This window comes from Scandinavium lactucae, assembly GCF_033843265.1.
Taxonomy (GTDB): domain Bacteria; phylum Pseudomonadota; class Gammaproteobacteria; order Enterobacterales; family Enterobacteriaceae; genus Scandinavium; species Scandinavium lactucae.
The window spans coordinates 426,408-448,372 of record NZ_JAWXRD010000001.1 but is presented as its reverse complement, the minus strand read 5'-3'; the positions used below and the strand labels follow the sequence as shown (position 1 = coordinate 448,372).

Below are 21,965 nucleotides of genomic sequence, written 5' to 3'. Positions count from 1 at the left end.
GTGAGTTACGCGCTTTCGCTTGCTAACTCGAGGTGGCGTATATTACGCTTTCCTCATTCAGAGTCAAGCAATTATTTTCGCTTTTCTCTGTCAGAATTTCCGGAGAAACCCTGCTGACCCGGCGGCTTGCTTGCCGTTGTTCCGTGTCGATGGAGGCGCATTATAGGGAGCTGCCGAGGAATGACAAGCGGAAAAATGCATTTTTATTTCAACCGCTCACCTTTTCGCCTCAACGGCTATTTATTCTGCTTTTTGATAGCCGTGGGCAGGGCTGCCAGGCTATCAATCACCCAATCTGCTGCATTTTCGGCCTCATCGGTAACAGGCTTGCCGGTACGCACTAAGACTTTCGTACCTACACCTGCAGCTGCGGCGGCCTGCATATCTTCAACTTTGTCACCAACCATAAAGGAGGCATCCATATCGATATGCAGAAAATCCCGGGCAGAGATTAGCATCCCTGGGTGCGGTTTACGGCAATCACATACCTGGCGGTATTCTTCTACTGTTCCTTGCGGGTGATGTGGGCAGTAATAGATACCATCAAGATCCACCCCCCGATCCGCCAGCGACCAGTCCATCCACTCGGTTAATGTTTCAAACTGCGCTTCGGTAAACTTACCGCGAGCAATGCCGGACTGGTTCGTTACCAGCACCAGCGCATAACCCATCTCTTTTAACTCGCGCATGGCATCAATAGCGCCATCGATAAACTCAAATGCGTCAATTTCGTGAACGTAGCCATGATCGACATTAATGGTGCCATCACGGTCTAAGAAAATTGCGGGAACGGTTTTTGCCACCGGTTTGCTCCTGAATAAGGCATGTGAGCCTATTATCTCATGTTTGATGCGCCAATAAAGTGCTCATTATCGCTGCCCCGGATTGATTTAGACGTCTGGATGCCTTAACATCCATTTCATTGACGGTCGCTGCACTCTGCAGCAGCAGAAAATGCCACGGCAAATCACCTTACGATAATAAATAGCTAATGATAAAACTTTCAAACATCACCAAAGTGTTCCAGCAGGGCCACAGAACAATTCAGGCGTTGAATAATGTCAGCCTGCATGTGCCTGCAGGACAAATCTATGGCGTCATCGGTGCCTCCGGCGCGGGTAAAAGTACCCTGATCCGCTGTGTCAACTTACTCGAGCGTCCAACCCAGGGAAGCGTGCTCGTTGATGGGCAGGATTTAACGGCCCTTTCTGAATCACAGTTAACTAAAGCACGTCGCCAGATTGGTATGATTTTCCAGCACTTTAATCTGCTGGCTTCCCGGACCGTATTCGGTAACGTGGCGCTGCCACTCGAACTCGACAATACGCCTAAAGAAGAAATCAAACGCCGCGTGACGGAACTGCTTGACCTCGTCGGCCTGTCGGATAAGCACGACAGCTACCCTGCCAACTTATCTGGTGGACAGAAGCAGCGCGTGGCCATTGCCCGTGCGCTGGCCAGTAATCCAAAAGTATTGTTGTGTGATGAAGCCACCAGCGCACTGGATCCAGCAACCACCCGTTCTATTCTCGAACTGCTGAAAGACATTAACCGTCGTCTGGGTCTGACCATTCTGCTGATCACCCATGAGATGGACGTGGTTAAGCGCATTTGTGACTGCGTGGCTGTTATCAGCAACGGTGAGTTGATTGAGCAGGACACGGTGAGTGAAGTGTTCTCCCATCCGAAAACACCACTGGCACAACAGTTCATTCAGTCCACCCTGCATCTGGACATTCCGGAAGACTATCTGGCGCGTCTGAAACCAGAAGCGCAGGCCGACAGCGTACCCATGCTGCGAATGGAATTTACCGGACAGTCCGTTGATGCCCCGCTGCTGTCGGAAACGGCACGCCGCTTCAACGTCAACAACAACATTATTAGCGCGCAGATGGATTATGCCGGTGGCGTGAAGTTCGGCATCATGCTGACTGAAATGCACGGCACACAAAACGATACGCAAGCCGCGATTGCCTGGCTGCAAGAACACCATGTGAAAGTAGAGGTACTGGGTTATGTCTGAGCCAATGATGTGGTTACTGGCGCGCGGCGTTTGGGAAACGTTGGCCATGACCTTTGTTTCCGGTTTCTTCGGTTTCGTACTGGGTCTGCCGGTTGGCGTATTGCTGTACGTTACACGTCCGGGCCAAATTGCTGAAAACGTCAAGCTGTACCGCACGCTCTCTGCGTTGGTCAACATCTTCCGTTCTATTCCGTTCATTATCCTGCTGGTGTGGATGATTCCATTTACGCGCGTGATTGTTGGCACCTCCATCGGCCTGCAGGCGGCGATTGTTCCCCTGACCGTGGGTGCCGCACCGTTTATTGCCCGCATGGTGGAAAACGCGTTGCTGGAAATCCCGACCGGCCTGATTGAAGCCTCACGCGCTATGGGTGCCACGGTCATGCAGATCGTGCGTAAAGTCCTGCTGCCAGAAGCGATGCCAGGCCTGGTGAATGCAGCAACCATCACGCTGATTACCCTGGTGGGTTACTCCGCGATGGGCGGGGCTGTTGGTGCCGGTGGTCTCGGTCAGATTGGCTATCAGTACGGTTACATTGGTTATAACGCTACGGTTATGAATACCGTTCTGGTATTACTGGTAGTTCTGGTTTATTTAATTCAATTCTCTGGCGATCGTATCGTCCGGGCTGTCACTCACAAGTAACGTTACACACAACAAACAACTCTAAGAGTTAAGGAAAGAAAATGGCGTTCAAGATTAAAACCTTTGCGGCCCTGGGTGCCCTGATTGGTTCTCTGGCACTGGTGGGTTGTGGTCCGGATCAGAAAGACCCTAACCATATCAAAGTCGGCGTGATTGTGGGTTCAGAACAGCAGGTCGCTGAAGTTGCTCAGAAAGTGGCGAAAGAGAAGTATGGCCTCGACGTTGAGCTGGTGACCTTCAACGATTACGTTCTACCAAATGAAGCGCTGAGCAAAGGCGATATCGATGCCAACGCCTTCCAGCACAAACCTTACCTGGATCAGCAGATTAAAGACCGCGGTTACAAACTGGTTCCGGTCGGCAGCACCTTTGTTTACCCAATTGCCGGTTACTCCAAGAAAATCAAATCTCTGGACGAACTGCAGCCGGGCTCTCAGGTTGCGGTGCCTAACGACCCAACCAACCTTGGTCGTTCACTGCTGCTGCTGCAGAAAGTCGGCCTGATCAAACTGAAAGACGGTGTTGGTCTGTTGCCGACCGTTCTGGACGTGACTGAGAACCCGAAAAACCTGAAAATTGTTGAGCTGGAAGCCCCACAGCTGCCGCGTTCCCTGGACGATGCGCAGATTGCTCTGGCGGTTATCAACACCACTTACGCCAGCCAGATTGGCCTGACCCCAGCGAAAGACGGCATCTTTGTTGAAGACAAAGACTCTCCGTACGTGAACCTGATCGTCAGTCGTGAAGATAACAAAGACGCGGAAAACGTGAAGAAATTCGTTGAAGCGTATCAGTCTGACGAAGTGTTCGAAGCGGCCAACAAGATCTTCAACGGTGGCGCGGTTAAAGGCTGGTAATCTTTTCTCAAAGTAATATCATTCAGGACGGGCTTTACGCCCGTCTTGTCATTTCTGCTGGCACCTGATTCAATAAGCCCCGGTTTTTATATTCATTGAGGAAATACTATGCGTGCTTTACCGGTCTGTTTTTTAGCGCTGATCCTGAGCGGCTGTTCCATGTTAAACAGATCTCCCGTAGAACCTGTACAAAGCACTGCAACTCCGCCAAAAACCGAGCCCACTAAGCCAAAAGCGCAACGCCCTGCTCCGGTAAGAATTTATAACAGCGCCGAAGAACTGGTGGGTAAACCGTTCCGCGATCTCGGCGAAGTCAGCGGTGAATCCTGCCAGGCCTCTAATCAGGACTCTCCGCCAAATATCCCCACCGCCCGTAAGCGTCTGCAGATCAATGCCGCGAAAATGAAGGCCAATGGGGTTCTGCTGCACAGTTGTGAAGTCACCAGCGGCACGCCGGGTTGCTATCGTCAGGCCGTTTGCCTGGGGACAGCTCTCAACGTTTCGGCGAAATGAGTGATTTCTCCTTTGAGCAGATAGGTGTTATCTGCTCACCCTACAAAGAGAAGTTTGCCGTCCCGCGCCAGCCTGGTCTGGTGCAACACGGCAACGGCGAACTTCACTTGCTCCCGCCCTACAATCAGCCGGATGCCGTGCGCGGCCTGGAAGATTTCAGCCATCTTTGGGTGTTATTCGTCTTTCATCAAACGATGGAAGGCGGCTGGCGACCGACCGTCCGCCCTCCCCGGCTCGGCGGCAATACCCGAATGGGCGTATTCGCGACCCGCTCCACTTTCCGTCCTAACCCGATCGGCATGTCACTGGTCGAGCTGAAAGGTATTCGCTGTCACAAAGATCAGGTCATTCTGCAGTTAGGCAGCCTCGACCTCGTCGACGGCACGCCGGTGGTCGATATCAAGCCCTACCTGCCATTTGCCGAAGCGTTACCTGAAGCTCAGGCAAGCTATGCCCAGCAGGCACCTGTTGCCAGCGTGAATGTTAGCTTCAGCCCCGAGGTGGAGCAGCAGTTTCCAGCCCTTGAGAAACGTTACCCACATCTGCGCGCCTTTATTATGGATGTACTGGCTCAGGACCCGCGCCCTGCGTACCGCAAAGGTGAAGAAACGGGGAAAACTTACGCCGTCTGGTTACATGATTTTAACGTCCGCTGGCGCGTTACCGACGCCGGATTCGACGTCTTTGCATTAGAAGCACGCTAATTTTCTCCTCCTCTCTTTTGACAACTCTGCCAGACTGATAAACTAAACCACATTTTTTGTATCAGGCGGGCATTCTCGCCTGTTCTGCTCGTTCAAATGGAACCGTAATAACATGCGTACTAGTCAATACTTGCTCTCCACGCTGAAGGAGACACCTGCCGACGCCGAGGTTATCAGCCACCAGCTGATGCTGCGCGCCGGGATGATTCGCAAGCTCGCTTCCGGGTTATACACCTGGCTGCCGACAGGCCTGCGCGTCCTGAAAAAAGTCGAAAACATCGTGCGTGAAGAGATGGATAACGCCGGTGCTATCGAGGTGTCGATGCCCGTGGTTCAGCCCGCTGACCTGTGGCAGGAGAGCGGTCGCTGGGAGCAGTACGGCCCGGAACTGCTGCGTATTGTCGATCGCGGCGAGCGCCAGTTTGTCCTCGGCCCAACGCATGAAGAAGTGATCACCGACCTGATTCGTAACGAGCTGAGCTCTTACAAACAGCTGCCGCTGAACTTCTATCAGATCCAGACCAAGTTCCGCGATGAAGTCCGCCCACGCTTTGGTGTGATGCGCTCCCGTGAGTTCATCATGAAGGATTCTTACTCCTTCCATACCACTCAGGAATCCTTACAGGAAACCTACGACGCGATGTATGCGGCTTACAGCAAGATCTTCAGCCGTATGGGGCTGGATTTCCGTGCCGTTCAGGCGGATACCGGTTCTATCGGTGGCAGCGCGTCGCATGAGTTCCAGGTTCTGGCGTCCAGCGGTGAAGATGACATTATCTTCTCCAGCGAATCTGACTTTGCAGCCAACATTGAGCTGGCTGAAGCCGTTGCGCCAAAAGAACCCCGCGCGGCAGCGACCCAGGAAATGACCCTGGTCGATACGCCAAACGCCAAAACCATCGCCGAGCTGGTTGAGCAGTTCAATCTGCCAATTGAGAAAACCGTGAAAACCCTGCTGGTGAAAGCGGTAGAAGACAGCGCGTATCCGCTGGTTGCCCTGCTGGTTCGTGGCGATCACGAACTAAACGAAGTCAAAGCGGAGAAATTGCCGCAGGTGGCAAGCCCGCTGACCTTCGCGACCGAAGCAGAAATTCGTGCGCTGGTTAACGCCGGTCCCGGCTCACTGGGCCCCGTAAATATGAGCATCCCAGTGGTCGTTGACCGTACCGTTGCCGCCATGAGTGATTTCGCTGCGGGCGCTAACATCGACGGTAAACACTATTTCGGCATCAACTGGGATCGCGATGTAGCCACGCCGGAAGTCGCAGACATCCGTAACGTGGTCACCGGTGACCCAAGCCCGGATGGCAAAGGTACTCTGCTTATCAAGCGCGGTATCGAAGTGGGTCACATCTTCCAGCTTGGCACTAAGTATTCCGAAGCCATGAAAGCGTCAGTTCAGGGTGAAGACGGTCGTAACCAGACCCTGACCATGGGCTGCTATGGGATCGGTGTTACCCGCGTGGTGGCGGCAGCCATCGAGCAGAACCACGACGATCGCGGTATCGTCTGGCCGGACAACATTGCGCCATTCCAGGTCGCTATTCTGCCAATGAACATGCACAAATCCTACCGTGTTCAGGAGCTGGCTGAGAAACTGTACAGCGAGCTACGCGCCCAAGGGATTGAAGTGCTGATGGACGATCGTAAAGAGCGTCCTGGCGTGATGTTCGCAGACATGGAGCTGATCGGTATTCCACACACCGTGGTTATCGGCGATCGCAACCTCGACAACGACGAGATTGAATACAAATATCGTCGTAACGGTGAAAAGCAGATGATCAAAACCGGCGACGTTGTGAGCTACCTGCTGAGCAACATCAAGCGCTAATCTCCGTTATCGCGGACAATAAAAAGGCCCGTCACCGTTGGTGACAGGCCTTTTTTTATGACTATGGGGCGATTACTCTTTGCAGGTCTTCTTCGCGTCAAAGTGCGACGATTTGTCCGCGACCAACGTTGTCACCTTCTCGCCGGTATCCGGATTGGCCTGTAGCGTAAAGTGCGCTTCAACCGTCAGCAAAACAGGCTTACTCTCGTTGCCGCGCGCCGCGGCATAACCACGTTCAAGCTGGGCGTTGTTCGCCACCGACATGCGTTTACCCGTGGCACAATCGGTAAAGGTGGCCGCATCCGCCATGTAGAAATACATGCCGCGCATCGCCATTGGGGTCACTGGCAGGCTGGATTTGACCGGCTCAAGGGTGTAATTCAACGAGGAAACGATCGAATTGCCTTCGCGATCCAGCATTTCCAGCTTGTCGCCTTTCGCGCGGTAGTAAGATTTCTCACCCTTGGTGTCGGTCAGAACCAGCTTCTCGGCGGTGCGCGCCCAGGTGCCATACGACGCAAATGAGGACGGTTCATGCTCCACGCCCTGATAATGCTCGTTCATCACCCAGGTACCGTCCTTTTCCAGGAACAGGGACGTTTCAATGCCTTCGCAGTCCGCACACGGCAACACGCCGCGCCAGCTCTGCTGCATCGGCTGCAGGGCCGTTTCTTGCCCTTTGTTCACGGTTTGCTCATCTGAACGATTGTTACAGCCGGGCAATGCACAGAGCATTCCGACAGCCGCGAGGGTCACCAGTACCTTCTTCACCTTAATTTCCTTATGCTTTTCATTCAGTCGGTCAGTCGCCGGCGTTTCTGACTTTGCCACGCATCGCCTTCACCGAGGACTTTTGCGATTTTGACGCCAGTCGACGCTCTTTCGATGCCCGCGTAGGACGCGTTGCCCGGCGATGTTTTTGTTCTACGGTCAGGCTCTGAATCACCGACACCAGACGCGCGACCGCGGCTTCCCGGTTCATCTCCTGACTGCGATATTCTTGTGCCTTGATAATGATTACGCCGTCAGCGGTCAACAAGTGATGGCTGGCGGCCAGCAGGCGCTCTTTATAATACTCTGGCAGGCTGGAGGCCCGGATGTCAAAACGCAAATGAATGGCCGTTGAGGCTTTGTTCACGTGCTGTCCGCCGTTGCCCTGCGCCCGAATAGCGGTGATTTCTACTTCTTCGTCAGCCAACGATACCTGACGTGAGATGACAATCATTTCGCCTGCTGCCAATGGGTTGGGATGATTTCCAGATTATTCTTGTCATCGGAAAGCCACAGCGTCCCTTCCTGCAAGGTGGCCTGTAGCGTCATATTGCGTGCGGCGAAGGTGGTCAACTGCGCCAGTTGGGTATCGTCAAAATACCAGATACTGAGATTGCTAAACCCGGCCAGTGCAGCCTGGTTTTGCTGCCACCAGATTTCCGCCGCCCGACTGTTATAGGTAAACAGGGCGACCTGCTTCGAGCGAGAGCAGGCTTTTTTGATCCGGCGTTCTTCCGGTAAGCCTAACTCTATCCACAAATCCACCCCCAGATGATCGTTGAGCAGCCACACTTCCGGCTCGTCATCGGCGCTCAGGCCACGGGTAAACTGCAAACGGTCATCGGCATACATTATCCATGCCAGCAGACGCAGCATCATGCGCTCTTCGGTTTCGGACGGATGACGAGCCAGCGTCAGGCTGGCATCGAGAAACTGGTTGCGGTCGAGATCGGCAACGTTTACCGCCGCTTTATAAATTGTCGCTTTCAGCGCCATGATTTTACTCCTGAAAATTGGCCGTCATTGTACCTAATTCAGCCACAAAAGGCTGTCGCCAATTCATTGCAGCACAGCTCATCCTGCTGATATTGCTTAAATGAGTATGGTATAGTCACCTTGCTAAACAAAGTTTATCTTCGTAGGCTTAAACTTGCATCCCACAGTTAAGTCAGAACGCTGACAGGAGGGCATGTGGAAAAGTATTGTGAGTTAATACGCAAGCGATATGCGGAAATAGCCAGCGGAGACTTAGGATATATTCCGGATTCGCTGGGTTGTGTGCTAAAAGTATTGAATGAAGTGGCGTCGGACGATGCGATTTCAGAGTCGGTCAGGGAAAAAGCGGCCTATGCGGCGGCAAACTTACTGGTGAGCGATTATGTCAATGAATGAGTCTTATCAACCTATCAACTGTGATGACTATGACAACCTCGAACTCGCCTGCCAGAACCATCTCGTTTTGGCGCTGGAGCTGAAAGATGGCGAAGTGCTGAAGGCGAAAGCCAGTGACTTAGTCTCACGTAAAAACGTCGAGTATCTGATCGTTGAAGCCTCGGGCGAAAACCGTGAGCTGCGACTCGACAAAATAGCCAGCTTCAGTCACCCGGATATCGGTACCGTGGTGGTGAGCGAAGAGTAATCCGTAGACGGGCAGTGTTACTGCCCGTTTTTTTGTCTGACGAGCCGAAAACCGGCTTCCCCTTCCCTGCATTGCCCTTCACGCGTGACGAAATACCCGGCCGCTGCGATTAACGTCTCACCATAAAAAAGCAGCGGCGCGGTTTCCCGTAACCACGGGGCCACACCCATCTCCTGCCAGATTTTTTTAAGCTTACGTCCACCGTGACGCCCGACAATATGCAACGTGCCGGAGGCGGTAAAACGCACACTGACGGGTTCATCGTCCTGCGGCGCACGAATATCGCTGCCCACCATCAGATGCAATTCACTGGCATCCGGTAACAGCAGCGGATGCGTAATATCTGCCCATTTCATGTTCAGAGAGGCCAGGCGTTCATAAGCTGGGATCCACCACAGCTGCTGCTGAAAGCGGCGGACTTCGAATTGGCCCAAGCAAAGCTGCGGATTGGCATCTTCCCTCGCCAGCGCCACTTCTTGCCAGAGGCGCGCCAACATCGCGCGCGACGGCATCGTCGCCTGATGCTGTACCAGCCAGCGGCGTAACAGCGCTGCCCGCCGAGCTTCACTCATGCTCAACAGCGGTTCGATGGCGAGCTGCCCTTCCGGACCTATCAGCGACATCAACTGTTCGGCAAGCAATTCGTCCAGGAGCTGTTCCTGTTCGCCACACAGCGCGGCACTTCGCGCGGCGGTCTCGGCGAAATGCGGCCAGCGCTGCGTTAACAACGGCACCACGCGCAGGCGCAGAAAATTACGATCGTAGGCATCGTCCTGATTGCTTTCATCTTCAATCCAGCGCAGATGATGCGTGACGGCCCAGCGCTCAAGATCCTGCCGTTTTTGGTTTAGCAAAGGCCGCAACAGTTTGCTGCCCGCGAAATCTGACTCTGCCGCCATCGCCGACAGCCCCGCCGGGCCGCTGCCGCGTTTTAGCGCCAGTAACAGCGTTTCGCACTGATCGTCCAGATGCTGCGCGGTGACCAGCACCTCACCGGGCTGCAGCGCGGTACGAAATGCGGCATAGCGCGCCTCACGGGCATGGGCTTCAATACCTAACCCTTCATCTGCCAGCGTGACCTTCACCACCTCAAGCGGCACGCTCCACTGGGCACAAACCTGCTCACAGTGCGCGACCCAGGCATCCGCGTGAGCACTTAATCCATGATGAATGTGAATAGCGCGCAGCGCGACACCCGGCGACTGTTTACGCCAGTTCACCAGTTGGTGCAAAAGCACCGTCGAATCCAGGCCGCCGCTGAAGGCAACCAGCAGCGATCGGTGGGAATGTAAGACGTCGATGACAGATTTCAGGCTCATGATTTATTGCTGATACAGCTCCAGCGGCAGTCCGTCCGGATCGTTGAAAAAAGTAAAACGACGCTCGGTGAAGGGATCGATACGAATCGCCTCACACTTTACGCCGTGGCTTTCGAGATGGGCCACGGCAGCATCAATATCATCCACGCTAAACGCCAGATGACGCAGGCCGCACGCTTCAGGTCGTGACGGACGCGCAGGCGGGAAAGGAAAAGAAAACAGCTCGATAGTGTACTGGCCATTCAACGCCAGATCGCCTTTCCAGGAATCCCGTGCCTCACGGTAGAACTCGCTCTGTAGCGTGAAGCCCAGAATATCGCAATAGAACGCCTTACTGTTGGCATAGTCACTCGCGATGATAGCGATGTGGTGAACCTGTTTTAAACCCAGCATGTTTTCTCCTTATTGGTCTGCGCAGCACGTTACCTGTGGCAGGGCGACTGACGCAAGCGGTCAGGCATCTTTTAAGACTCGTACCCGGTAGACGCCGTCTTCGTCGCGCTTCGCACCATGAATGTCGGTTTCAAAGCCGGGATAATGCCGGCCAATCGAACACAGCATCAGCAGAAAATCGAGCACGGCGCGGCTTTCTTCGGTGATCATCTCTCCCGGCATCAGCAACGGTACGCCCGGCGGATACGGCAGGATCATGTTAGCCGAAACGCGGCCCACCAGCTGTTCAATCTCAATCGTTTCCACCTCACCTTTGATCTGACGCTGCCAGGCCTGATGCGGGGTCATTTTCATTTCCGGCAGCACGTCGAACGCCCGCAGCATCAGATGCGAGAGCTGATGCTGGCGAATCAGTTTATGGATCCCTTGCGCCAGCTCCTGAATGCGCATGTTACGGTAGAAATCCGGATCTTCCGCGTAGAGATCCGGCAACATGTTTTTGACCCGCAGATTCAGATCATAGGAACGCTTAAACTCGGTCAGGCCACGCAGCAAACCCATCGCCCGGGTTTTGTCGATGCCGATACTGAACAGAAACAGCAAATTATACGGGCCGGTTTTCTCGACCACCACGCCACGCTCGTCGAGGAATTTGGCCACCAGCGCCGCCGGGATCCCCTCGTCGCTCATGGTGCCCTGCTCATCCATGCCAGGCGTGAGGATGGTGACTTTCACCGGATCGAGGAACATATGATTAGCATCGGCATCCGCGAAGCCGTGCCAGTCTTCACCCGGCGATACAGGCCAGCACTCGGCCTCATCCACTTTTTCGGGCTGCCAGATATCGAAGAACCAGCCCTCTGACTCCTCACGCAGCCGCTGTACCTCTTTACGGAAATGCAGCGCACGCTCAACCGAACGGTTGATCAGTCGCTTGCCCGGATTCCCGCGCAGCATCGCCGCCGCCGTTTCAATAGAGGCGACAATCGGATAGCTCGGCGACGTCGAGGTGTGCATCATAAAGGCTTCATTGAAGGTGTCTTCGTCGTAGTCGCCTTTGATGTGGATAAGCGACGCTTGCGACAGCGCCGCCAGCATTTTATGCGTCGACTGCGTTTCGTAGATGACTTTACCCGGCACGCGATCGCCGCTCATCCCACTTTTCCCCTGATAAATCGGATGGAAATGGGTGTAGGGCACCCACGCAGAATCAAAATGAATGGACGGCACGTCCAGCGTGTCTTTAATCCATGTGGTGTTATAGAGAAGTCCATCGTAGGTGGAATTGGTGATGACCGCATGAACCGGCCACTGTGCGCCCGCTGTCGCCTTCACTTTTTGACTGATGCTGTCGCGGGTGAACTCGCGCTTCGGAATACCGCCCAGGATGCCGAGCGCATTGCGCGTCGGCTTTAGCCACAGCGGCACCACGTCGCTCATCATCAACAAATGCGCCAGCGATTTATGGCAATTTCGGTCAATAAGCAGCGTGCTGCCTGACGGTGCCGCGTACATCCCGACAATCTTATTTGAGGTCGAGGTGCCGTTGGTCACCATGTAGCTTTGCTCCGCGCCAAAGGTGCGGGCGATATACTCTTCGGCCTCAAGATGCGGCCCGGTGTGATCAAGCAACGAGCCAAGCTCGGTGACCGAAATCGAGACGTCCGCTTTCAGCGTATTCCCGCCGAAAAAATCATAGAACAGGCAGCCAACCGGGCTTTTTTGATACGCCGTCCCCGCCATGTGGCCCGGCGTGCAGAAGGTATATTTGCCCTCTTTCACGTAGTTAAACAGCGCCCGGGTGAACGGCGGGGTGATGTTATCGAGATACTCTTTGGTGTACTGGCCTATGCGCGTGGCGATGTCTTCTTCCGCGCCCAGCGCGTACTCAAAGAACCACAGCGCCATGCGCATATCGTTGATGCTGACGTCCAGCGTCGAATGGGTGTTGATAAATGCATATAGCGGCAGGTATTCATTCAGCTGATTGATGTCGCTGCACAGATCCTCACCGTATTCATCCCAGTCGAAGATAACCCCGCAGATCCGCGGATTCTGCTCAACAAACTTAATCAGATCGGCGCTGTTTTGCGGCCAGATGATTTTGAACCCTTGCAACGTCAGCGCCGCTTCGAGATCTTTGATCGGCTGATCTTTGTGGTAGACGCCGTGCGGCCCCATGATGGCAATAATATTCACGCTTTCCTCCTGGAAAATTCCTTCCTTAATCTTATACCTAAAATGATACAGAACACGCCAGCGTCAGACGCTGGCGTGTGTATTACTTAAAGTGCAGTCCAGGCATCTGCCCAGGCAATGCCCGCCCCTGGCTCATAGTAGACCGGGGAATTGTTACACCATCCGCTACTCGGGAATGGCTTACACTGATACAGCGCTCCATGGTTCATCACGATATCACCGGCATTCCAGTGGTGAGTGGTGCTCCATGCCGGATAGCTGGCGGTCGCCCCCCCCTCATCCGCTTTGGCCTTCGCCTTCACATTCAAGGTATAGGTGGTGGTCGCGGTCAGTTTACCATCGCTGACGGACAGACTTATCGCATACTGCGCATCAGCACCTTTCTCCGGTACCGTAAAGCTGATGTTGGCTTTATCTTTACCGGTAATGCTTTGGCCATTCTGGAAAATCCAGGTGTAGGTCAACGCGTCGCCGTTGGCATCCGATGAACCTTCCGCACTCAGCGCGACCTGACTTCCCGCTTCAACCGCTCCTACCGGCCCGGAAATAAACGCTACCGGGGCAACATTACTGTCCGGTTTGGGTTCAGGCGTTGGCGTCGGGACTGGCGTCGGGGCTGGGGTCGGGGCTGGGGTCGAACCGCCATCGTCAGTCAGGGTGACGTTGAAGTAGTGCTGTACACACTTGGTGTAATCCCCGGCTTTAAATGCGCTGAATGGTGTCTGATAACTGACCAGTTGGCAGGCATATGCCAGACCATTAGGATTCCCCTCTGTCCAGTTCCAGCTCTGTTCCCAGTAGATAGGCAATGCGCCTGAGCCACCTTCATCGAACTGTTTCATGTTCTTACAACCCAGCACTTCATCTGCCGGAACCGGTACTTTCAGGTAGTTAGCGAACTCTTTGTAGTAGGCAATACGGTTTTGCGACTGCGCCATTTCCGATGACCCGCCGCACTCCACGCCCCCGTTAATGATCTGAATGGTGACACCAAACCCTGGGACTAAGCCATTGGCCTTATCATGATCGTTTGGTTGCCAGGAGCCGTTGATCACATCCAGCATCCCCGGTTTAGGCGGCTGAGGATAGACGAAGAAGAACAGTGCGCTGGCAAGGTTCAGCCAGGTGTCAGCCACCAGTTCCGGTTTATCCAGCAGCGGGCGCACATCGCCGTACATGGCGTCAGAGAACGGTCCATAGTTGTAGTTATAGGAGAGCTGTTTCGCGCCCCGGCCAAAATAGCTCACATAATCGCCGTCTTTATCCTTCCCACACGGCCAGGTTTGTCCCTGCCAGGTGTTAGGGTTACATTCGCCGTTATAGCCACCCTTTTGCCCTTCCGTCCAGCCCATCTCGCGCACATAGACCAGCGCCTGCCGCCACTCAGGCTCTTCACGCCAATCCTCATGCCCACCGGTTTCCTGTGCAAAATGAGCAAACATGGTAGCCAGTGATTTACGACAGATGGCATCACTGTCCCGCCCATCGGTGTAGGAATCACAAATTGCCGGGAATTTTCCGACCGCTTTCAGAAAGTTGGTGTAGGTATATTCAGGCGCACGACGTGGGAACAGATACTCCCAGTCTTTGCTGCTAATGATTTTTTCGACGCGCTTTACGTTGGCCGGATTGCCAGCGCTGCCCGGCGCGATGCGCTCTACGTCTTCATTGCTGATGGTACGAATATCCGCTTTCACCGTCTGCATTTGCGGGAAGTTGGTGAGTTCCTGCTCTTTTTTTTGCAGGTCGCTGGTCTTCATGGCGTAAGGCGCGACCGGTTCCGCTTTCAGGTTCGCCGCCCAGGAGGCGGGTGTACAAAGCGTCAGCGCCGCTGCCACTGCGCTCAGCCCTATCGTGTTGTTTACTTTCATTGTTAAATCCCCGTAGTAAAAATACCGCTGCGCCACAAGGCGAAGTCCTTGATGGCGATAAGGGCATCTTAGGGGAAGCAGATGAGGGGAATTATCACATTGGCTCACCGCCGCTATCACGAAATATCAGCAGGTATAAAAACAAAAAAAGGCCGGGATAACCGGCCTTTAGACGTTTTTTTGTGATGCTAAATCAGGCGTAGCCGTAGCTCATCAGACGCTGATAGCGGCGGTTGAGCAGGTCTTCAGTGCTCAGCACGTCGAGATCGGCCAAATCTGCCAGCAGTTGGGCTTTCAGGTTTGCCGCCATGGCTTCAGGTTTACGATGCGCGCCACCCAGCGGTTCCGGGATAACGGTATCAATCAGCTTCAGCTCTTTCAGACGCGGCGCAATGATGCCCATCGCTTCTGCGGCCAGCGGCGCTTTGTCGGCGCTTTTCCACAGAATGGAGGCACACCCTTCCGGCGAGATAACGGAATAGGTGCTGTACTGCAGCATATTCACTTTATCACCCACGCCAATCGCCAGCGCACCACCGGAACCGCCTTCGCCGATGACGGTACAGATGACCGGCACTTTCAGGCGAGACATTTCACGCAGGTTACGGGCTATTGCCTCAGACTGCCCGCGCTCTTCCGCGCCCACGCCAGGGTATGCGCCCGGGGTGTCGATGAAGGTCACGATAGGCATGTTGAAGCGTTCAGCCATTTCCATCAGGCGCAGCGCTTTGCGATAACCTTCCGGGGCTGGCATGCCGAAGTTACGGCGAATTTTCTCTTTGGTCTCACGGCCTTTCTGATGACCTATGACCATCACTGGACGCCCATCCAGACGCGCAATACCCCCAACGATAGCTTTGTCGTCGGCATAAGCACGATCGCCCGCCAGTTCGTCAAACTCATCGAACGCCAGACGCAGATAATCGAGGGTATACGGGCGCTGCGGATGGCGCGCCAGTTGCGCAACCTGCCATGCACCGAGATCGGCGAAGATTTTGCGCGTCAGTTCTACGCTTTTTTCGCGCAGCCGATGCACTTCTTCATCGATGTTAATATCCAATTTTTCATCCTGACGGCCTACGGCGGTCAGAGAATCGATTTTCGCTTCCAGCTCTGCAATCGGCTGTTCGAAATCAAGGAAATTCAGACTCATAGTATTCCTGTATTAGTCAAACTCCAGTTCCACCTGCTCCGACCCAATGAGGCCACGCAAATCGTTGAGTAAACGATCGCTCGGAGAAACACGCCAGGTCGCGCCAAAGCGCAGCCGTGCGCGTGCATCCGCCCTCTGATAGTAGAGATGTACTGGAATTGTCCCCGAACGGTGGGGTTCCAGAGACTGACGGAGACGGTTTAAAAGCTGGTCATCAATTTGCCTGTCCGTCAGCGAGATAGCAAGCCCGCGAGCATATTTTTCACGGGCTTCGTCAATGTCCATGACTTCGCGGGCGGTCATTTTAAGCCCCCCGCTGAAGTCATCAAAGCTGACCTGTCCGCTGACGATAAGTATGCGGTCTTTTTCCAGCAAATGCTGGTATTTATCCAGCGCGTCGGTGAACAACATCACCTCCAGCCGCCCGGAACGGTCATCCAGCGTACAGATGCCGATACGATTGCCTCGCTTGGTGACCATTACCCGCGAAGCAATGACGAGCCCCGCCGCCGTGGTCACTTTACCACGATCGGTCGGATGCATGTCTTTGAGCCGCAGCCCGCCGACATAACGCTCAATTTCTTTCAGATACTGGGTGATCGGGTGGCCAGTCAGGTACAAGCCTAACGTTTCGCGTTCACCGTCCAGTACGATTTGTTCCGGCCACGGCTGACAGCTGGCATAGGACTGTTCTACCTGTTCCGGCTCATCGGCCAGTACGCCAAACATATCCGCCTGCCCGATAGCTTCGGCTTTGGCATGTTGATCGGCGGCTTTCAGCGCGTCGGGCAGGGAGTTCGCCAGCGCCGCACGATGCGGCCCGAGGCGGTCAAACGCCCCGGACATGATCAGTTTTTCCAGCACGCGCTTATTGAGCTTTTTGGTGTCTACGCGGGCGCAGAGGTCAAACAGCTCGCGGAAATAGCCGCCTTCGTTACGCGCTTCGAGGATAGCCTCAATCGGGCCTTCGCCCACGCCTTTGATAGCCCCAATGCCATATACAATTTCCCCGTCGTCGTTGACGTGGAAATGATACAGCCCGGAGTTGATGTCCGGCGGCAGGATTTTGAGCCCCATGCGCCAGCATTCATCCACCAGCCCGACCACTTTCTCGGTGTTATCCATATCGGCGGTCATTACCGCCGCCATAAATTCGGCAGGATAGTGGGCTTTCAGCCACAGCGTCTGGTAAGACACCAGCGCATACGCGGCGGAGTGCGATTTGTTAAAGCCGTACCCGGCAAATTTCTCTACCAGGTCGAAGATTTTCATCGACAGCTCGCCGTCGACGCCGTTATTGATCGCGCCCTCTTCGAAGATGCTGCGCTGCTTGGCCATCTCTTCGGGTTTTTTCTTACCCATTGCACGACGCAGCATATCCGCCCCGCCGAGCGTATAGCCCGACAGGACCTGGGCAATCTGCATGACCTGTTCCTGATACAGGATAATGCCGTAGGTCGGCTCCAGAACCGGCTTCAGGCTTTCATGCTGCCACTGCACGTCAGGGTAGGAAATCTCTTCGCGCCCGTGCTTACGGTCGATGAAGTTATCAACCATCCCTGACTGGAGTGGGCCCGGACGGAACAGGGCCACCAGGGCAATCATATCTTCGAAACAGTCAGGCTGTAGACGCTTGATCAAGTCCTTCATGCCGCGGGATTCAAGCTGGAACACCGCAGTGGTTTCCGAGCGTTGCAGCATGTCGAAGCTTTTCTTGTCATCGAGCGGGATGGCAGCGATATCAATCGGCTCTAAGCCCTGCTTTTCCCGGCGCGGGTTGATCATCTTCAGCGCCCAGTCGATGATCGTCAGCGTTCGCAGACCGAGGAAGTCGAACTTCACCAGGCCTGCATATTCCACGTCGTTCTTGTCAAACTGGGTGACCGGATGATTCCCGGATTCGTCACAGTATAGCGGTGCGAAGTCGGTAATTTTGGTCGGCGCGATAACCACGCCCCCGGCGTGTTTCCCGGCGTTACGGGTGACCCCTTCGAGCTTACGCGCCATATCAATTAGCGCTTTAACCTCTTCATCTGCCTCGTAAATTTCCGGCAGCTGCGGTTCAGCTTCAAACGCTTTAGCAAGCGTCATACCCGGGTCGGGTGGCACCAGTTTTGAAATACGATCGACGAAACCATATGGATGACCCAACACGCGGCCCACGTCGCGGATAACCGCTTTCGCCGCCATCGTACCGAAGGTAATAATCTGCGATACCGCATCTCGCCCGTACATATCCGCCACGTGTTCAATAACCTGGTCGCGTTTCTCCATACAGAAGTCAACGTCGAAGTCGGGCATCGAGACACGTTCGGGGTTCAGGAAACGTTCGAACAGCAGGTCAAATTCCAGCGGGTCGAGATCGGTGATTTTGAGCGCATAGGCCACTAATGAACCGGCACCGGAACCACGGCCCGGCCCTACCGGCACACCGTTGTCCTTCGACCACTGGATAAATTCCATGACGATCAGGAAGTAGCCCGGGAACCCCATCTGGTTAATCACCTGGAGTTCAATGTCCAGACGCTCGTCATACGGTGGGCGTTTTTCAGCACGCGCTGCCGGATCCGGGAACAGGAATTCGAGGCGCTCCTCCAGACCTTCTTTCGACTTCACCACCAGGAAATCTTCGGTGGTCATATCGCCAGTCGGGAACTGTGGCAGGAAGTATTCGCCCAGGCGCACGGTGACGTTACAGCGTTTGGCTATCTCGACGCTGTTAGCCAGCGCCTCCGGTATGTCGGAGAACAGCTCGCACATTTCGTCTTCGGTGCGCATATACTGCTGCGACGAATAGTTACGCGGTCGTTTAGGGTCATCGAGGGTGAAACCGTCGTGAATGGCCACCCGGATTTCGTGAGCGTCAAAGTCGCCCGCGTCGATAAAACGCACGTCATTGGTGGCGACCACTGGCAAACCGCGCTCTTCAGCCAGTCGCACCGCCGCATGGAGGTAGTTTTCTTCGTCTGCACGACCGGTGCGGATCAGCTCAAGGAAATAGCGATCCGGGAAATGTTCTTCATAAAAGGCCGCGCACTGTTCGACCAACGCCATATTGCCGCGTAGCAAGGCTCTGCCCACATCGCCCATGCGTGCGCCGGACAGCAGGAGCAGGCCTTCTTTATGACTAATCAGCCAGTCACGGTCAATATACGGGCCCAACGCACCATATCCCCGCTGATAGGCGCGGGAAATCAGTAGCGTCAGGTTCTGGTAGCCTTCGTTATTAGTGGCCAGAACGGTGAGCTGCGTCAGCTCATCGGCAAAAAGCTCGCTTTGTACGTGAAAATCCGCACCAATAATCGGCTTGATCCCGGCCCCGTGCCCCGCACCATAGAACTTCACCAGACCACACAGGTTAGTGAAATCGGTGATCGCCAGCGCAGGCATGCCCAACGCGGCCGCCTTTTTCACCAGCGGCCCGGTCTTCGCCAGCCCATCAATCATGGAGTAGTCGCTATGCACCCGCAGGTGTACGAAACGTGGTTCAGCCATCTTCAGATCCCGCTTTACTTAATCAGGCAATGCCCAGAGCGCGTTTAACAGGCCCGAAACTGCGCCGGTGGTGTTCGGTGGCACCATGCAGAGCCAGCTTTTCCAGATGGAAAGGCGTGGGGTATCCCTTGTGTTGCGCGAAGCCATACTCGGGAAAAGTGTTATCCAGCGCGGCCATCTCCGCATCGCGGGACACTTTTGCCAGAATGGATGCCGCACTGATCTCAGGCACGCGGCTGTCGCCTTTAACGACGGCCAGCGACGGCACCGGCAAGGCCGGACAGCGATTGCCATCAATCAGTACGTATTCCGGCGCAATGTGCAGGCCAGCGACCGCGCGCTGCATCGCCAGCATGGTGGCATGCAAAATATTGAGTTCGTCGATTTCGTGCGGCTCGGCACGCCCAAGGCTCCAGCTGAGCGCTTTGTCCTTGATTTCATCGAACAGCGCCAGGCGGCGTTTTTCACTCAGTTTTTTGGAATCATTCAAACCGATAATTGGGCGGTTTGGGTCAAGAATCACCGCCGCCGTGACGACCGCGCCTACTAACGGACCGCGCCCCACTTCGTCGACCCCCGCCACCAGATGAGTGTGCGGGTAGATAAATACATCTGTCATTGTGCCAACTCCAGCACCGCATCAGCTGCCTGCTCGTCGGCATTACAGCGGATCTGCTGGTGCAGTTCGCGGAAGGTGTCATGCATGGCGTGGCTGGTTTTACCATCCGCCAGCAGCGGCAGCAGCGCCTGTGCGAGCAGCGCTGGCTGACACTCATCCTGCAAAAGTTCTTTTACCAGTTCCCGGCCCGCCAGCAAATTGGGTAATGACACATAATCGGTTTTCACCAACCGCTTCGCCAGCCAGAAGGTAAAGGGCTTCATGCGATAACCTACGACCATCGGGCATTTTGCCAGCATACATTCCAGCGCCGCCGTGCCAGAGGCCAGCAGGGCCGCATCACTGGCAATCATTGCCTCACGTCCCATGCCGTTGAGCATATGAACGTTAAGATCCGGTGCCACTTCGGCTTTAATGCGCTCGAACTGTTCACGGCGTTTGGCATTCACCAATGGGACTACCACTTCCAGATCGGGATAGTGATTGCGCAGAAGCTGGGCCGTTTTCAGGAAATCGGCGCTGAGCATTTCCACCTCTGCACCGCGGCTGCCCGGCAGCAATGCCAGGCAATGCACATCGTGAGCAATACCGAGGGTATCTCTGGCGGCGTTTTTATCGGGATCCAGCGGCATGGCATCTGCCATGGTGTGCCCGATAAAACGGCAAGGAACATTGAATCGGTCGTAAAACGCTTTTTCGAAAGGCAGAAAGGCGAGCACCATATCAGTGGCTCTGCCAATTTTGAAAACACGTTTTTGTCGCCAGGCCCAGACGGAGGGGCTGACGTAATGAATGGTTTTAATGCCCTGCTTTTTCAGATTCCCTTCAAGGGTAATATTGAAGTCAGGCGCATCGATGCCAACGAAAACGTCCGGCTGAAGTTCGGTAAAGCGGCGGGTTAAATCAGCCCGAATGTGCAGCAGACGACGCAGACGACCGAGGACTTCGACAATCCCCATCACCGCCAGCTCTTCCATTTCGTACCAGGCCTCACAGCCTTCGGCCTGCATTAATGGTCCGGCTACGCCGACGAATCGAGCGTTCGGCACACGTGCTTTCAGAGCGCGAATCAGACCCGCACCAAGAATATCGCCGGAGGTTTCTCCGGCGACCAGGGCAATCGTTAGCGGACGTTCAGCCATTAACGAATCAGACCACGGGTAGAACGTTCGAAGAAGTCATAGAAGGCTTTCACTTCAGGATGCTGCTCTGCAAGTTCAGCGATTTCCGGTTTGGCTTCGTCCAGCGTTTTACCGCTGCGGTACAGCAGTTTGTACGCATTGCGAATCGCAATAATCGCTTCTCTGCTGAAGCCACGGCGCTTCAGCCCTTCGATGTTAACACCGTAAGGCGTGGCGTGGTTGCCCTGCGCGATAACGTACGGAGGGACGTCCTGAGCAACGCCGGAGCAGCCGCCAACCATCACGTGTGCACCAATGATGCAGAACTGATGGACAGCCGTCATGCCGCCGATGATAACAAAGTCGTCCAGAGATACGTGGCCCGCCAGCGTTGCGTTGTTGGCGAGGATACAGCGGTTACCTACGGTGCAATCGTGCGCCACGTGGGCGTTGATCATCAGCAGGTTATCGCTGCCCACCTTCGTCAATCCACCGCCCTGTACTGTTCCACGATGAATGGTGACGCTTTCGCGGATGCGGTTGCGATCGCCAATCTCCACCCGAGTCGGTTCGCCAGCGTATTTAAGATCCTGGTTAACTTCCCCGATGGAAGCGAACTGATAGATTTCATTGTCGCGGCCAATGGTCGTATGACCGTTTACCACCACATGAGACTTCAGTACGGTTCCTTCGCCAATGCTGACGTCAGAACCCACAATACAAAACGGGCCAATGTGAACGTTGGCACCGATGACGGCACCCTCTTCCACAATGGCGGTAGGATGGATAAAGGCAGTTTTATCAATCACGT

21 protein-coding genes are annotated in these 21,965 nt (G+C 54.7%); 8 read left to right on the top strand and 13 right to left on the bottom strand.

Annotation, left to right across the window (positions count from 1 at the left end):
* Window positions 1-236: 236 nt before the first annotated feature.
* Window positions 237-803, bottom strand: a complete 567-nt coding sequence (gmhB, locus tag SIK69_RS02040) for a D-glycero-beta-D-manno-heptose 1,7-bisphosphate 7-phosphatase (protein ID WP_319628085.1) — start codon at window positions 801-803, stop codon at window positions 237-239.
* Window positions 804-991: 188 nt separating this feature from the next.
* Here gmhB and metN point away from each other — a divergent pair, with 188 nt between their 5' ends.
* The 6 genes from metN (at window position 992) to proS (ending at window position 6,574) form a co-directional block, all read left to right on the top strand.
* Window positions 992-2,023, top strand: a complete 1,032-nt coding sequence (gene metN / locus SIK69_RS02035) for a methionine ABC transporter ATP-binding protein MetN (RefSeq protein ID WP_319628086.1) — start codon at window positions 992-994, stop codon at window positions 2,021-2,023.
* Complete coding sequence (locus SIK69_RS02030; protein ID WP_154159704.1) at window positions 2,016-2,669, top strand: methionine ABC transporter permease MetI; 654 nt, start codon at window positions 2,016-2,018, stop codon at window positions 2,667-2,669. The genes metN and SIK69_RS02030 overlap by 8 nt, the downstream gene beginning before the upstream one ends.
* Before the next feature lie 41 nt (window positions 2,670-2,710).
* Window positions 2,711-3,526, top strand: a complete 816-nt coding sequence (gene metQ / locus SIK69_RS02025) for a methionine ABC transporter substrate-binding lipoprotein MetQ (RefSeq protein WP_319785278.1) — start codon at window positions 2,711-2,713, stop codon at window positions 3,524-3,526.
* A gap of 108 nt (window positions 3,527-3,634) precedes the next feature.
* A complete protein-coding gene (rcsF, locus tag SIK69_RS02020; RefSeq protein ID WP_319628088.1) occupies window positions 3,635-4,039 on the top strand; it encodes an envelope stress sensor lipoprotein RcsF in 405 nt (134 codons plus the stop codon).
* A complete protein-coding gene (gene tsaA / locus SIK69_RS02015) occupies window positions 4,036-4,743 on the top strand; it encodes a tRNA (N6-threonylcarbamoyladenosine(37)-N6)-methyltransferase TrmO (protein WP_319628089.1) in 708 nt (235 codons plus the stop codon). Before rcsF ends, tsaA begins: the two co-directional genes overlap by 4 nt.
* A 112-nt stretch (window positions 4,744-4,855) precedes the next feature.
* Window positions 4,856-6,574, top strand: coding sequence for a proline--tRNA ligase (gene proS / locus SIK69_RS02010; RefSeq protein WP_319785277.1), 1,719 nt, complete (start codon window positions 4,856-4,858; stop codon window positions 6,572-6,574).
* A 72-nt stretch (window positions 6,575-6,646) separates the two neighbouring features.
* On the opposite strand, the gene nlpE is transcribed toward proS, so the two are convergent.
* From nlpE to SIK69_RS01995, 3 genes are read right to left on the bottom strand one after another with little or no spacing between them, the layout of a single operon-like run.
* The gene (gene nlpE / locus SIK69_RS02005; protein WP_319785276.1) at window positions 6,647-7,345 is read right to left on the bottom strand and encodes an envelope stress response activation lipoprotein NlpE; all 699 of its coding nucleotides are present in this window, start codon (window positions 7,343-7,345) and stop codon (window positions 6,647-6,649) included.
* 31 nt (window positions 7,346-7,376) lie between these two features.
* Entirely contained in the window at window positions 7,377-7,799 is a 423-nt protein-coding gene (gene arfB, locus SIK69_RS02000) for an alternative ribosome rescue aminoacyl-tRNA hydrolase ArfB (RefSeq protein ID WP_319785275.1), read from the bottom strand.
* Window positions 7,796-8,341: a YaeQ family protein gene (locus tag SIK69_RS01995; RefSeq protein WP_319628093.1), complete on the bottom strand. Its 546-nt coding sequence runs from the start codon at window positions 8,339-8,341 to the stop codon at window positions 7,796-7,798. Before SIK69_RS01995 ends, arfB begins: the two co-directional genes overlap by 4 nt.
* 195 nt (window positions 8,342-8,536) lie before the next feature.
* On the opposite strand from SIK69_RS01995, the gene SIK69_RS01990 reads away from it, so the two are divergent.
* A complete protein-coding gene (locus SIK69_RS01990; protein ID WP_319628094.1) occupies window positions 8,537-8,737 on the top strand; it encodes a YaeP family protein in 201 nt (66 codons plus the stop codon).
* Complete coding sequence (gene rof, locus SIK69_RS01985) at window positions 8,724-8,984, top strand: Rho-binding antiterminator (protein ID WP_319785274.1); 261 nt, start codon at window positions 8,724-8,726, stop codon at window positions 8,982-8,984. The genes SIK69_RS01990 and rof overlap by 14 nt, the downstream gene beginning before the upstream one ends.
* 17 nt (window positions 8,985-9,001) lie before the next feature.
* Here the strand turns inward: rof and tilS are convergent, their stop codons facing one another.
* From tilS to lpxA, 9 genes are all read right to left on the bottom strand, one after another.
* A complete protein-coding gene (gene tilS / locus SIK69_RS01980; protein ID WP_319785273.1) occupies window positions 9,002-10,303 on the bottom strand; it encodes a tRNA lysidine(34) synthetase TilS in 1,302 nt (433 codons plus the stop codon).
* Between the two features lie 3 nt (window positions 10,304-10,306).
* A complete protein-coding gene (locus tag SIK69_RS01975) occupies window positions 10,307-10,696 on the bottom strand; it encodes a VOC family protein (RefSeq protein WP_319628097.1) in 390 nt (129 codons plus the stop codon).
* Between the two features lie 60 nt (window positions 10,697-10,756).
* Window positions 10,757-12,895 (bottom strand): lysine decarboxylase LdcC, encoded by a 2,139-nt coding sequence (locus tag SIK69_RS01970; protein ID WP_319628098.1) that lies wholly within the window; start codon window positions 12,893-12,895, stop codon window positions 10,757-10,759.
* Window positions 12,896-12,981: 86 nt separating this feature from the next.
* Window positions 12,982-14,766 carry a chitinase gene (locus SIK69_RS01965; RefSeq protein ID WP_319785272.1) on the bottom strand — a complete coding sequence of 595 codons (1,785 nt, stop codon included), beginning with the start codon at window positions 14,764-14,766 and terminating at the stop codon, window positions 12,982-12,984.
* A gap of 193 nt (window positions 14,767-14,959) precedes the next feature.
* Window positions 14,960-15,919 carry an acetyl-CoA carboxylase carboxyl transferase subunit alpha gene (gene accA / locus SIK69_RS01960; RefSeq protein ID WP_319628100.1) on the bottom strand — a complete coding sequence of 320 codons (960 nt, stop codon included), beginning with the start codon at window positions 15,917-15,919 and terminating at the stop codon, window positions 14,960-14,962.
* A gap of 12 nt (window positions 15,920-15,931) precedes the next feature.
* On the bottom strand, window positions 15,932-19,414 hold the full coding sequence (gene dnaE / locus SIK69_RS01955) for a DNA polymerase III subunit alpha (protein ID WP_319628101.1): 3,483 nt from the start codon (window positions 19,412-19,414) through the stop codon (window positions 15,932-15,934).
* 22 nt (window positions 19,415-19,436) lie between these two features.
* Entirely contained in the window at window positions 19,437-20,033 is a 597-nt protein-coding gene (rnhB, locus tag SIK69_RS01950; protein WP_319628102.1) for a ribonuclease HII, read from the bottom strand.
* Window positions 20,030-21,175, bottom strand: a complete 1,146-nt coding sequence (gene lpxB, locus SIK69_RS01945) for a lipid-A-disaccharide synthase (RefSeq protein WP_319628103.1) — start codon at window positions 21,173-21,175, stop codon at window positions 20,030-20,032. Before lpxB ends, rnhB begins: the two co-directional genes overlap by 4 nt.
* Window positions 21,175-21,963, bottom strand: coding sequence for an acyl-ACP--UDP-N-acetylglucosamine O-acyltransferase (lpxA, locus tag SIK69_RS01940; RefSeq protein ID WP_319628104.1), 789 nt, complete (start codon window positions 21,961-21,963; stop codon window positions 21,175-21,177). The genes lpxB and lpxA overlap by 1 nt, the downstream gene beginning before the upstream one ends.
* Between the last annotated feature and the right edge of the window lie 2 nt (window positions 21,964-21,965).

Coding starts and splice junctions, on each gene's coding strand:
- dnaE (WP_319628101.1), bottom strand. CDS start 19,414: ATGGCTGAACCACGTTTCGTACACCTGCGGGTGCATAGCGACTACTCC.
- accA (WP_319628100.1), bottom strand. CDS start 15,919: ATGAGTCTGAATTTCCTTGATTTCGAACAGCCGATTGCAGAGCTGGAA.
- rcsF (WP_319628088.1), top strand. CDS start 3,635: ATGCGTGCTTTACCGGTCTGTTTTTTAGCGCTGATCCTGAGCGGCTGT.
- SIK69_RS01995 (WP_319628093.1), bottom strand. CDS start 8,341: ATGGCGCTGAAAGCGACAATTTATAAAGCGGCGGTAAACGTTGCCGAT.
- arfB (WP_319785275.1), bottom strand. CDS start 7,799: ATGATTGTCATCTCACGTCAGGTATCGTTGGCTGACGAAGAAGTAGAA.
- rnhB (WP_319628102.1), bottom strand. CDS start 20,033: ATGACAGATGTATTTATCTACCCGCACACTCATCTGGTGGCGGGGGTC.
- lpxB (WP_319628103.1), bottom strand. CDS start 21,175: ATGGCTGAACGTCCGCTAACGATTGCCCTGGTCGCCGGAGAAACCTCC.
- tilS (WP_319785273.1), bottom strand. CDS start 10,303: ATGAGCCTGAAATCTGTCATCGACGTCTTACATTCCCACCGATCGCTG.
- proS (WP_319785277.1), top strand. CDS start 4,856: ATGCGTACTAGTCAATACTTGCTCTCCACGCTGAAGGAGACACCTGCC.
- metN (WP_319628086.1), top strand. CDS start 992: ATGATAAAACTTTCAAACATCACCAAAGTGTTCCAGCAGGGCCACAGA.
- SIK69_RS01965 (WP_319785272.1), bottom strand. CDS start 14,766: ATGAAAGTAAACAACACGATAGGGCTGAGCGCAGTGGCAGCGGCGCTG.
- SIK69_RS01975 (WP_319628097.1), bottom strand. CDS start 10,696: ATGCTGGGTTTAAAACAGGTTCACCACATCGCTATCATCGCGAGTGAC.
- metQ (WP_319785278.1), top strand. CDS start 2,711: ATGGCGTTCAAGATTAAAACCTTTGCGGCCCTGGGTGCCCTGATTGGT.
- SIK69_RS02030 (WP_154159704.1), top strand. CDS start 2,016: ATGTCTGAGCCAATGATGTGGTTACTGGCGCGCGGCGTTTGGGAAACG.
- rof (WP_319785274.1), top strand. CDS start 8,724: ATGTCAATGAATGAGTCTTATCAACCTATCAACTGTGATGACTATGAC.
- tsaA (WP_319628089.1), top strand. CDS start 4,036: ATGAGTGATTTCTCCTTTGAGCAGATAGGTGTTATCTGCTCACCCTAC.